Genomic DNA, 11441 nt, shown 5'->3' with positions numbered 1-11441 from the left:
TAAAAAAACTCCCCCCCCCTGCGGTGGGCGCCCCCCCCCCGCGGGGGGGCCCCCCCCCAACCCCCGGCCCCCGCCGGGGCCGGCCCCCCCGGCCGGGGGGGCGCGCTTCTCGCCCCCCCCCGCGCGGAAGGGCTGATGCGGAGGATGGGCCGGCCCGGCGGACGGGCCGGCGCGGCAGGTCAGTTGGCCGTGTCGTCGAGAACCGCGCGCAGGGCCTCCGCGAACTCCGCAGGAGCGCCCTGCTGGCCGAACTCGCCGCCCAGGAAGCCGCCGTGGTGGCTCGGGAAGACGGCGAGCGGGGTGCCGACACCCTCGGCGACGGCGACCGCCGCGCGGGCGGCGAAGGTGCCCTCGGACTCCTTGCCGGCCGCGACGACGATCCGGGTCGGCGCGGCGCGCAGGGCGGTGAAGTCGGGGGCGTAGGAGGTGCAGCCGCGCATGTTCTGGCCGAGCAGCGGGTCGCCGCGCGAGCCGTCGTCCTCGACCGGCAGGCCGAACGCGGCCGGGGAGGGGGCCGGCTCCTCGGCCCAGTTCGCCGGGAACTCGCCCTTGCGGGCGGTCAGCGCCAGGAACTTGGCCATCGCCGGCCCCCAGCCGTCCCGCAGATAGGTGGCGTGGACGTCCGCGCAGACCTCCAGGGCCGCCTCGCGGTCCGGGACGACCTGGGCGGTCGGCGGCTCGTGCGCGACCAGGGTGTGCACCAGGTCGCCGCGCCGGGCGACCAGCGCGAGGGCGTTGACCGCGCCGCCGCTGCTCGCGAAGACGTCCACGGGGCCGGCGCCGAGCGCCTCGACCAGCCGGGCCAGGTCGTCGGCGTGCTCCTCGGGGAGCGTCTCCGTGGCGCCGTCGGTGCGCTCGCTGCGGGACACCCCGCGCGGGTCGTACGTGACGACGGTCCGGTCGGCGAAGTGGGAGGCGAGCGTGGTGAAGCCGGTGGCGTCCATCGGGGAGCCGATCATCAGCAGGGGGCGCTCGTCGGCCCCGGTGCCGGGGCGTACGTCGTAGCGCAGGGTCGCGCCGGCGGTGTCCAGGACGCGGGTGTCGGTCTCGACCATGGTCGTCTCCTCGGTGGTGGGCCTCGCTGCTGTTCATGGGGGTAGACCCCCGGCCCCACCGGAACTCATCGGTCGTACGCGCCCTCCGGGAGGTTCCTCCTCACCCGGCGTCGCACTCGTGATCGGCCGCGTCCACGACGACCCGGTCCAACAGGCCGCGCAGCAGGACCTGTTCGGCTTCGGTGAGGTCGCCGAAGAGCTCGCGCTCGGCCGCGCTCACGGCCGCGTCGACCCGGTCCAGGGCGGCCGCGCCCGCCTCGGTGATCTCCACGATGTGACGGCGCCGGTCGGCCGGGTCGCGCCGCCGCTCGGCGAGCCCCTCCGCCTCCAACTCGTTGAGGATCGCGACCAGTTGGCTGGGGTCGACCTCCATGGCGGCGGCCAGCTCGCGCTGGCTCATGGACCCGGGAGCGAGCTGCATCAGCGTCATCGCGTTCCTCGGGTGCAGTCCGGCGACGCCCAGGGCGGCGCGGATGCGCGCACCGGTGAGCTCCCCGCGGAAGGAGAGGAGGAAGCCGAGGCGGTCGGTCGGGAGAGCTGCCATGTCCTCCACCGTAGCAGCGGCCCTATTGTGGAGCGCGAGAAATCGTTGATACAGTTCAACGATTGAAGCTCACGAATCATTGGAGAACGTCCATGTTCATCGGTTATGCCGTCGTCGCCGCGCTGCTCGCCCTGGCGCTCTCGGCCTCGGCCTTCCTCACCTTCACCCGCAACCCGCAGATCGTCGGCAGCATGACCAAGCTCGACGTGCCGGAATCCTGGCTGCCACGCCTCGCGACGCTGAAGGCGGCGGGCGCGCTCGGCCTGCTCGCGGGGCTCGCCGTACCGGCGCTCGGCGGGGCGGCGGCCATCGGCGTCACGCTCTACTTCATCGGCGCCCTGATCACCCATCTGCGGGCGAAGGACTACGAGGTGGCACCGGTCGTGGTCATCACACTGCTCGCGATAGCCGCGCTGGTGCTGCGCACGGCCTCGGCCTGACCCCCGACCGGGCGCCCCGGCGCGGGACCCCGACCCGGCACCCCGACCCGGAACCTCGAACCGGAACCCCGACCCGACACCCTCGATCCGGCGCCCTCGATCCGGCGCCTCCGATCTGGCGAGACGGAACGTCTTGCGAAGAGGGCGCACCCGGGGTACGTTCAGCGACATGAGACGAGACGTCTCGTCTCAGATGCGGCCCGTCTCGCATCGATCTGTCGCCGACGTACAGGAGATCGCCCTTGTTCCGTGTCCACCTCACCGACGTCACCAAGCGCTACGAAGACCGGCACGGGCGGAGCCGCACGGTGCTCGACCGGATCTCCCTGACCGTCCGCCCCGGTGAACGCCTCGGCGTCGTCGGCGACAACGGCTCCGGGAAGTCCACCCTCCTCCGGCTCCTCGCCGGTCTTGAGGCCGCCGACAACGGCACGGTGACCGTCGAGTCCCCCGGCGGCATCGGCCACCTCGCCCAGACCCTGGACCTTCCCCCGACCGCGACCGTCGGCGACGCCGTCGACCACGTGCTGGCGGACGTACGGGAGCTGGAGCGGGCGATCCGGGCGGCCGAGGCGCGGCTCGCCGGGACCGGTGACCTCGCCGGGTACGCGGAGCTGCTCACCGCCTACGAGGCGCGGGGCGGCGCCGGGGCCGACCGGCGGGTCGAGACCACGCTCCGGCGGCTCGGCGAACCCGGCCCGCTCGACCGGACCCGACCCCTGGACACCCTCTCGGGAGGACAGCGGTCCCGGCTCGCGCTCGCCGCCGTCCTCGCCGCCGAACCCGAACTGCTGCTGCTCGACGAGCCGACCAACGACCTCGACGACGAGGCCGTGGCCTGGCTGGAGGAGCGGCTGCGCACCCACCGGGGCACGGTCGTCGCCGTCTCCCACGACCGGGTCTTCCTCGACCGGGTCACCACCGCCGTCCTGGAGGTCGACGAGGACCGTCACACCGTCCGCCGCTACGGCAACGGCTACAGCGGCTATCTGGCCGGGCGCGCCGCAGAACGGGCCCGCAGACAGCGGGAGTACGAGGAGTGGAAGGCCGAACTCGCCCGGTACAGGACGCTCGCCGACACGAACATCGACCGGTTCTCGGCCATCCCGCGCAAGGCACCGGCCGCGTTCAGCGGGGCGGGCGCCTTCCGGGCCCGGTCACGGGCGCACGGGGCGATGAGCCGGATCCGGGCCGCCCGCGAGCGGCTCGCCCGGCTGACCGCCGACCCGGTGCCGGCGCCCCCGGAACCGCTGCGGTTCCGCGCGGAACCCAGCGGGGAGGGCGCGCCCGTCGACCTCGCCGGAATCCGCGTGGACGGCCGGCTCCGGCTCGACGCCCTGCACCTCGACGCGGGCGAGCGCCTCCTGGTCACCGGGCCCAACGGCGCCGGGAAGAGCACCCTCCTGAAGGTGCTCGCCCGTGAACTCGCCCCGGACGCGGGCACGGTGGCGGTACCGGCCCGGGTGGGGACGCTGCGCCAGGAGACGGCCCCGCCCACCGACCCCCGTACGGTGGGCGAGGCCTTCGGAGCCGATCGCACGGACGAACTGCTCGCCCTCGGCCTCTTCTCCGCCGGAGACCTGACGACCCCGGTCCGGTATCTGTCGACAGGACAGCGCCGGAAACTCGAACTGGCGCGTCTCGTCACCGAACCGGCCGATCTGCTCCTCCTCGACGAGCCGACCAACCATCTGGCCCCGGCGCTCGTGGAGGAGATCGAGGCCGCGCTCGCGCACTACCCGGGCACGCTGGTCGTGGTCACCCACGACCGGCGCCTCAGGGAGGGCTTCCGGGGCCGCCGCCTGGAACTGGCGCCGGCCCCCGCCCTGGTACGGACCGTGAGGACCTAGTCCTCGTCGGAGGAGCCTTCGAGGTCGCCCTCGGTCTCCAGGAACACCTGGCGCAGCGCGGCCAGGGTCTCCGGGTCCGGCTTCTCCCACATGCCGCGCGACTCGGCCTCCAGGAGCCGCTCCGCGATGCCGTGCAGGGCCCAGGGGTTGGCCTCCTTCAGGAAGGCCTGGTTCTCCGGGTCGAGGACGTACTCCTGGGTGAGCTTGTCGTACATCCAGTCGGCGACGACGCCGGTCGTGGCGTCGTACCCGAAGAGGTAGTCGACGGTCGCCGCCAGCTCGAACGCGCCCTTGTAGCCGTGGCGGCGCATCGCCTCGATCCAGCGCGGGTTCACCACACGGGCGCGGAAGACCCGGGAGGTCTCCTCGACGAGCGTCCGGGTGCGGACGGTCTCGGGGCGGGTCGAGTCGCCGATGTACGCCTCGGGCGCCGTGCCCTTGAGCGCGCGGACGGTCGCCACCATGCCGCCGTGGTACTGGAAGTAGTCGTCGGAGTCGGCGATGTCGTGCTCGCGGGTGTCGGTGTTCTTCGCGGCCACCGCGATCCGCTTGTACGCCGTCTCCATCTCGGCGCGCGCCGGGCGCCCTTCGAGCCCGCGCCCGTACGCGTAACCGCCCCACACCGTGTACACCTCGGCGAGGTCCGCGTCGGTGCGCCAGTCGCGGGAGTCGATCAGCTGGAGGATGCCCGCGCCGTACGTGCCCGGCCGGGAGCCGAAGATGCGGGTCGTGGCGCGCCGCTCGTCGCCGTGCTCGGCGAGGTCGGCCTGGGCGTGCGCCCTGACGTAGTTGTCCTCGGCGGACTCCTCCTCCAGGCCGGCGACCAGCCGCACGGCGTCGTCGAGGAGACCGATGACGTGCGGGAACGCGTCCCGGAAGAAGCCCGAGATGCGCAAGGTGACATCGACGCGCGGGCGGCCCAGCTCGGCGAGCGGGATCGGCTCCAGGCCGTTCACCCGGCGCGAGGCCTCGTCCCACAGCGGGCGGACGCCCAGCAGGGCCAGCGCCTCGGCGACGTCGTCGCCGGCGGTGCGCATCGCGCTGGTGCCCCACAGGGAGAGGCCCACGGACGTCGGCCACTCGCCGTTGTCGGTGCGGTAGCGCTCGAGGAGCGAGTCGGCGAGCGCCTGACCGGTCTCCCAGGCGAGCCGGGACGGCACGGCCTTCGGGTCGACCGAGTAGAAGTTCCGGCCGGTCGGCAGGACGTTGACCAGGCCGCGCAGCGGCGAACCGGACGGGCCGGCCGGGACGAAGCCGCCGTTCAGGGCGTGCACGGCGTGGCCGAGCTCGTCGGTGGTGGCGGCCAGCCGCGGCACCACCTGCTCGCAGGCGAAGCGGAGCACGGCGTGCACCTCGGAGCCGTACGCGGCGGCGACCGCCGGGACGGCGTCCACGGACCAGTCCGCCGCCTCCATCGCCTCGACCAGCTCGCGGGCCTTCGCCTCCGCCTCGTCGGCGGTGGTGCGGGTCGCGGCCGACTCGTCGAGACCGAGGGCCTCGCGCAGCCCGGGCAGGGCCTGCGTGCCGCCCCAGATCTGGCGGGCGCGCAGGATGGAGAGGACCAGGTTGACCCGGGCCTCGCCCTCCGGGGCGCCGCCGAGGACGTGCAGACCGTCACGGATCTGGGCGTCCTTGACCTCGCACAGCCAGCCGTCGACGTGCAGCAGGAAGTCGTCGAAGCCGTCGTCCTCCGGACGCTGCTCAAGACCCAGGTCGTGGTCGAGCTTGGCGGCCTGGATCAGCGTCCAGATCTGGGCGCGGATCGCGGGCAGCTTCGCCGGGTCCATCGAGGAGATCTGCGCGTACTCGTCGAGCAGCTGCTCCAGGCGCGCGATGTCGCCGTACGAGTCGGCGCGGGCCATCGGCGGCACCAGGTGGTCGACGAGCGTGGCGTGCACGCGGCGCTTGGCCTGGGTGCCCTCGCCCGGGTCGTTGACCAGGAACGGGTAGATCAGCGGGATGTCGCCGAGCGCGGCGTCGGGGCCGCAGGCGGCGGACAGGCCGGCGTTCTTGCCGGGCAGCCACTCCAGGTTGCCGTGCTTGCCCAGGTGCACCATGGCGTCGGCGCCGAAGCCGCCGTCCTCGGCGCGGGCGGCGATCCAGCGGTAGGCGGCCAGGTAGTGGTGGGACGGCGGGAGATCGGGGTCGTGGTAGATCGCGATCGGGTTCTCGCCGAAGCCGCGCGGCGGCTGGATGAGGACCAGCAGGTTCCCGCGGCGGAGGGCCGCGAGGACGATGTCCCCCTCGGGGTTGCGCGAGCGGTCGAGGAACATCTCGCCAGGCGCCGGACCCCAGTGCTCCTCGACATGGGTCCGCAGCTCCTCGGGGAGCGTCGCGTACCAGCGCTTGTAGTCGGCGGCCGGGATGCGGACCGGGTTCTTGGCGAGCTGCTCCTCCGTCAGCCAGTCCTGGTCGTGGCCGCCGGCCTCGATGAGGGCGTAGATCAGCTCGTCTCCGTCGCCGGAGACCAGGCCGGGCAGGTCCTCGACCGGCCCGAAGTCGTACCCCTCCTCGCGCAGGCGGCGCAGCAGCGAGACGGCGGAGGCGGGGGTGTCGAGGCCGACGGCGTTGCCGATGCGGGAGTGCTTCGTCGGGTACGCGGAGAGGACGAGCGCCAGCCTCTTCTCGGCGTTCGGGATGTGCCGGAGCCGGGCGTGCCGTACGGCGATCCCGGCGACGCGGGCGGCGCGCTCGGCGTCGGCGACGTACGCGGGCAGCCCGTCCTCGTCGATCTCCTTGAAGGAGAACGGCACGGTGATCAGCCGGCCGTCGAACTCGGGGACGGCGACCTGGCTCGCGGCGTCCAGCGGGGAGAGGCCCTCGTCGTTCTCCTCCCAGGCGGCGCGCGAACCGGTCAGGCAGAGCGCCTGGAGGATCGGCACGTCGAGGGCGGCGAGCGCGCCCGCGTCCCAGGCCTCCTCGTCGCCGCCGGCCTGCGCCTCGGCGGGCTTGGTACCGCCCGCCGCGAGGACGGTGGTGACGATCGCGTCGGCGGTGCGGAGCCGGTCGAGCAGCTCCGGCTCGGGGGCGCGCAGCGAGGCCACGTACAGCGGGAGGGCCTGGGCGCCGGCGTCCTCGATCGCCGCGCAGAGCGCGTCGACGAAGGCGGTGTTCCCGCTCATGTGGTGGGCGCGGTAGTAGAGCACGGCGATGGTCGGGCCGGCCGTCGTGCGGGCGGTGCGCTCCAGGGGGCCCCAGGTGGGGGCGGCCGCCGGGGACTCGAAGCCGTGCCCGGTGAGCAGGACCGTGTCGGAGAGGAAGCGGGCCAGCTGCTCCAGGTTGGCGGGACCGCCGTGCGCCAGGTAGGCGTGCGCCTCGGTGGCGACGCCGACGGGGACGGTGGACGCCTCCATCAGCTGGGCGTCGGGGGCCTGTTCACCGCTGAGGACGACCACCGGCTTCCCGGCGGCGCGCACCGCGTCGAGGCCCTCCTCCCAGGAGCGGAGGCCGCCGAGGAGCCGTACGACGACGAGCTCGGCCTCGGCGAGGAGGCCGGTCAGCTCGGCCAGGGGGAGACGGGAGGGGTTGGCGAAGCGGTACTCCACCGGGCCGCCGGCCGCGCGGGCGCTGAGCAGGTCGGTGTCGGAGTGCGACAGCAGCAGAAGCATGGCGAGCGCAGGCCTTCCTCGGGGTTGTCCGCGCCCCGGGTGGTCGTGTGGGTTGGGGCCTCCCCTTGCTCGAGCGAAGCCGAGAGCTTGGGGAAGGGAGTTCCTGACTCACCCGTTCCGGTTCGTGCCGAGGCACGTCCGATACGGGCTCACAGTGGCGGGACCGCGCCGGATTCTCACCGGGCTTCCTCCCCGGGGTCCTGGGACCCCATGCCGTCTGCATAGTAGATCGTGCGGTCGACGGGCCGGGCCGGGTGGCGGAGTCTGCCGGATCACACTGCGGATCACCTGCGGATCACCTGCGGGCGGGATCGTGCACCGGGCCCGCTTCCGGCCCCGGGCCAACCGGCCTCCGCTCCCGAACCCGACCGGCCTCCGCCGCCGGACCGACCGGCCACCGCCCCCGAACCCGACCGGCCTCCGCCCCCGCGGTCGGCGGGCCCACGGCCGATGGGCGGGCCGCTCCGGCGGCCGGATCGTGCCCGGTGGCCGCCCGGCGACCCGTCGGTATGCTCGCCGCCATGCCGCCCACCCCGCCCCCGACGCCCGACCCGGGCGAAGCTCGCATACGGGACCGTGGCGACGCGTGCCCCGGGGCGCTGCGCCTGCACTCCGCCGACGACGGCCGCCTCGCCCGACTCCGCCTGCCAGGCGGCCGTTTGACGTCTCGTCAGGTCGAGACCCTGGCGGACGCGGCGGAGACGCTGGGTGACGGACGGCTCAGCATCACCTCGCGCGGCAACGCAGAGCTGCGCGGCCTCGCCGACGACTGCGGGGCCGAGCTGGCGGCGCTCCTCGACGCGGCGGGACTGCTGCCCTCCCCCACCCACGAACGCGTCCGCAACATCGTCGCCTCCCCCGCCTCGGGCCTCGACGGACTCGGCGCCGCCGACGTGCAGTTGTGGGCCCGCGAGCTGGACAGCCACCTGCGCTCCGCGCCCTGGGCGGCGGCGCTTTCCGGCCGGTTCCTCTTCGTCCTCGACGACGGGCGCGGTGACGTCGCCGGGCTCGGCGGGGATGTGACCTTGGTCGCAGTGGGCGGCGGAGAGGCCGAGCTGCACGTCGGCGGACGGGCCGTCCGCCTCGCGAACTCCGACGCGCCCGGCGCCGCCCTGGCGGTGGCGGGCGGGTTCCTGGCCGCGGCGCGGAAGGCCGGCACCGGGGCCTGGCGGGTCCGGGAGCTCCCGGAGGGGTACGCGGTGGACGTGGCGGAGTCCGGGGTGACGGCGGAGCCCGTACCCGCGCCGGAACTCCCCCAGGGCCCTCCCCTCTCTCCCGGCGTCCTCGGACCCGCCGCCCTCTCCGTACTCGCCCCGCTCGGCCGGCTCACCGCCGCCCAGCTCCGGGCGCTGCTCCCCGCCGACGAGGTCCGGCTCACGCCCTGGCGCGGGGTCGTCGTGGCCGGGGCCGGCGCCGACCGGCTGCCCGCCCTCGACGCGGCCGGGCTGATCACCCGCCCCGACTCCCCCTGGGCCGGTGTCACCGCCTGCACCGGGCGGCCCGGCTGCGCGAAGTCCCTCGCCGACGTCCGCGCCGACGCCGCCCGCGGACTCCCGGAACGCCCCGGGCACCCCGGGCACCCCGGACCCGTCGAGCACGCCGCCGCCCCCGTCCTCCCCGCACCCGCACCCGTCCTCCCCGTGCACTTCTCCGGGTGCGAGCGCCGCTGCGGACACCCGCACGGCGCCTGGACCGACGTCCTCGCCACCGCCGGCGGCGACTACCTGGTGGACGGCGTCCCCACCCCCCGTACCGCCCTGCCCGAAGCCGTGACCGCGGCCCGCACGACGAGATGAGCGAGAGCAACAGGATGTTCGACTACGAGAAGGACGGGGCGGAGATCTACCGCCAGTCCTTTGCCACGATCCGCGCCGAGGCGGATCTGGCGGGCCTGCCCGCCGACGTCGCCCAGGTGGCGGTCCGGATGATCCACGCCTGCGGCATGACCGACCTCGTACGCGACATCGCCTGGTCGCCGCAGGTCGTCACGAACGCCCGCGCCGCCCTCCGGGCCGGAGCGCCGATCCTCTGTGACGCGCAGATGGTCGCGAGCGGTGTCACCCGGCGCCGGCTGCCCGCCGACAACGAGGTGATCTGCACCCTCTCGGACCCGTCCGTGCCGGCCCTCGCCGCCGACCTCGGCACCACCCGCTCCGCCGCCGCCCTCGAACTGTGGCGGGACCGCCTCGAAGGCTCCGTCGTCGCCATCGGCAACGCGCCGACCGCCCTCTTCCACCTCCTGCAGATGGTCGCGGAAGGGGCCGGAAGGCCCGCCGCCGTCCTCGGCATACCGGTCGGCTTCATCGGCGCCGCCGAGTCCAAGGACGCCCTGGCCGCGCAGGACCTGGGCCTCGACTACCTCGTCGTACGGGGCCGGCGCGGCGGCAGCGCCATGACGGCCGCCGCGATCAACGCGATCGCCCACGAAGCGGAGATTCAGAAGTGACCGGCAAGCTGTACGGCGTGGGGCTCGGCCCCGGCGACCCGAACCTGATGACCGTGGCCGCCGTGAAGGCCATCGCCGCCGCCGACGTGATCGCGTACCACTCGGCCCGCCACGGCCGGTCCATCGCGCGCTCGATCGCCGCCGAGCACCTCCGCGAGGACCACATCGAGGAGCGGCTGATGTATCCGCTCACGGTGGAGACCACGGACCACCCGGGCGGCTACCGGGGCGCCCTGAACGACTTCTACGAGGAGGCCGCGGCCCGCCTCGCCGCGCACCTCGACGCCGGGCGCACCGTCGCCGTCCTCGCCGAGGGCGACCCGCTGTTCTACGGCTCGTACCAGCACATGCACAAGCGGCTCGCGGACCGCTACGACACGACCGTCATCCCCGGTGTGACCTCGGTGTCCGCCGCCGCCGCCCGGCTCGGCGAGCCGCTGTGCGAGGCGGAGGAGGTCCTCACGATCATCCCCGGCACCCTGCCGGAGGACGAGCTGACGGCCCGTCTCGCGGGCACCGACTCGGCGGTCGTGATGAAGCTCGGCCGCACCTTCCCCACCGTGAAGCGGGCCCTGGAGCGGGCCGGCCGGCTCGACGACGCCCGGTACGTGGAGCGGGCGTTCATGGCCGGCGAGCGGACCGGCGACCTCGCGGACGTCGACCCCGGGTCGGTCCCCTACTTCTCCGTCGCCGTGCTGCCCTCCCGTATCGACCGCGAACCCGCCGTACGCGAGCGGGGCGAGGTCGTCGTCGTCGGCACCGGCCCGGCCGGCGCGCCCTGGCTCACCCCCGAGTCGCGCGGCGCCCTCGTCAACGCCGACGTCCTCGTCGGCTACACCACCTACCTGGACCGGGTGCCGGTGCTGCGCCCCGGGCAGATCCGGCACGGCTCGGACAACAAGGTGGAGTCCGAGCGCGCCGAGTTCGCGCTCGACCTGGCCCGCCGCGGCCACCGGGTCGCGGTCGTCTCCGGCGGCGACCCGGGCGTCTTCGCGATGGCCACGGCCGTCCTGGAGGTCGCCTGCGAGCCGGAGTACGCGGACGTCCCCGTACGGGTCCTCCCGGGGGTGACCGCGGCCAACGCGGCCGCCGCCGCCGCGGGCGCCCCGCTCGGCCACGACTACGCGACGATCTCGCTCTCCGACCGGCTCAAGCCCTGGGACGTCATCGAGGCGCGGCTGCGCGCCGCGGCCGCCGCCGATCTGGTGCTCGCGCTCTACAACCCGGGGTCGAAGTCCCGTACGCACCAGGTGGCCGCCGCCCGCGAACTCCTGCTCGGACTCCGCTCCCCCGAGACCCCGGTGGTCGTCGCCCGTGACGTCGGCGGCCCCGAGCAGTCGGTCCGGGTGGTGACCCTGAAGACCCTGGAGCCCTCCGAGGTCGACATGCGCACCCTGCTCCTCGTCGGCTCCTCGCAGACGCGGGCGGTCGAGCGGGCCGACGGCCGGACGATCACGTGGACGCCGCGCCGCTACGGGTGACGGCCCCGGCCATCGGC

General features: G+C 74.6%; 8 protein-coding genes and 1 riboswitch. Of the genes, 5 read left to right on the top strand and 3 right to left on the bottom strand.

What is annotated here, in order from left to right; translation table 11 throughout:
* Positions 1–179 precede the first annotated feature (179 nt).
* Both ACFQ79_RS17500 and ACFQ79_RS17495 read right to left on the bottom strand, forming a co-directional pair.
* A complete protein-coding gene (locus tag ACFQ79_RS17500) occupies positions 180–1055 on the bottom strand; it encodes an alpha/beta fold hydrolase (protein ID WP_383584179.1) in 876 nt (291 codons plus the stop codon).
* Positions 1056–1155: 100 nt separating this feature from the next.
* Positions 1156–1599, bottom strand: a complete 444-nt coding sequence (locus ACFQ79_RS17495) for a MarR family winged helix-turn-helix transcriptional regulator (RefSeq protein ID WP_383584177.1) — start codon at positions 1597–1599, stop codon at positions 1156–1158.
* 92 nt (positions 1600–1691) lie between these two features.
* Between ACFQ79_RS17495 and ACFQ79_RS17490 the strand changes: the two genes are divergently transcribed.
* A complete protein-coding gene (locus tag ACFQ79_RS17490) occupies positions 1692–2039 on the top strand; it encodes a DoxX family protein (protein WP_383584174.1) in 348 nt (115 codons plus the stop codon).
* 242 nt (positions 2040–2281) lie between these two features.
* Positions 2282–3889 carry a ribosomal protection-like ABC-F family protein gene (gene abc-f, locus ACFQ79_RS17485; protein WP_383584172.1) on the top strand — a complete coding sequence of 536 codons (1608 nt, stop codon included), beginning with the start codon at positions 2282–2284 and terminating at the stop codon, positions 3887–3889.
* Here abc-f and cobN read toward each other — a convergent pair.
* Complete coding sequence (gene cobN / locus ACFQ79_RS17480; RefSeq protein WP_383584170.1) at positions 3886–7497, bottom strand: cobaltochelatase subunit CobN; 3612 nt, start codon at positions 7495–7497, stop codon at positions 3886–3888. The genes abc-f and cobN overlap by 4 nt on opposite strands.
* 78 nt (positions 7498–7575) lie before the next feature.
* A riboswitch (cobalamin riboswitch) is annotated at positions 7576–7724 on the bottom strand.
* A gap of 282 nt (positions 7725–8006) precedes the next feature.
* Between cobN and ACFQ79_RS17475 the strand changes: the two genes are divergently transcribed.
* From ACFQ79_RS17475 to ACFQ79_RS17465, 3 genes are read left to right on the top strand one after another with little or no spacing between them, the layout of a single operon-like run.
* On the top strand, positions 8007–9293 hold the full coding sequence (locus ACFQ79_RS17475) for a cobalamin biosynthesis protein CobG (RefSeq protein WP_383584258.1): 1287 nt from the start codon (positions 8007–8009) through the stop codon (positions 9291–9293).
* A 14-nt stretch (positions 9294–9307) separates the two neighbouring features.
* Positions 9308–9943: a precorrin-8X methylmutase gene (locus tag ACFQ79_RS17470; protein ID WP_266973609.1), complete on the top strand. Its 636-nt coding sequence runs from the start codon at positions 9308–9310 to the stop codon at positions 9941–9943.
* The gene (locus tag ACFQ79_RS17465; protein WP_383584167.1) at positions 9940–11424 is read left to right on the top strand and encodes a precorrin-2 C(20)-methyltransferase; all 1485 of its coding nucleotides are present in this window, start codon (positions 9940–9942) and stop codon (positions 11422–11424) included. Before ACFQ79_RS17470 ends, ACFQ79_RS17465 begins: the two co-directional genes overlap by 4 nt.
* The last annotated feature ends 17 nt before the right edge of the window (positions 11425–11441 follow it).

The organism is Streptomyces sp. NPDC056480 (genome assembly GCF_042795405.1).
GTDB lineage: Bacteria > Actinomycetota > Actinomycetes > Streptomycetales > Streptomycetaceae > Streptomyces.
This window is presented reverse-complemented; position numbering and strand designations above follow the sequence as displayed.

Bases quoted from the DNA above. Each gene is read 5' to 3' on its own strand.
- ACFQ79_RS17500 (WP_383584179.1), bottom strand. From the start codon at position 1,055: ATGGTCGAGACCGACACCCGCGTCCTGGACACCGCCGGCGCGACCCTG.
- ACFQ79_RS17495 (WP_383584177.1), bottom strand. From the start codon at position 1,599: ATGGCAGCTCTCCCGACCGACCGCCTCGGCTTCCTCCTCTCCTTCCGC.
- cobN (WP_383584170.1), bottom strand. From the start codon at position 7,497: ATGCTTCTGCTGCTGTCGCACTCCGACACCGACCTGCTCAGCGCCCGC.
- ACFQ79_RS17490 (WP_383584174.1), top strand. From the start codon at position 1,692: ATGTTCATCGGTTATGCCGTCGTCGCCGCGCTGCTCGCCCTGGCGCTC.
- ACFQ79_RS17470 (WP_266973609.1), top strand. From the start codon at position 9,308: ATGTTCGACTACGAGAAGGACGGGGCGGAGATCTACCGCCAGTCCTTT.
- ACFQ79_RS17475 (WP_383584258.1), top strand. From the start codon at position 8,007: ATGCTCGCCGCCATGCCGCCCACCCCGCCCCCGACGCCCGACCCGGGC.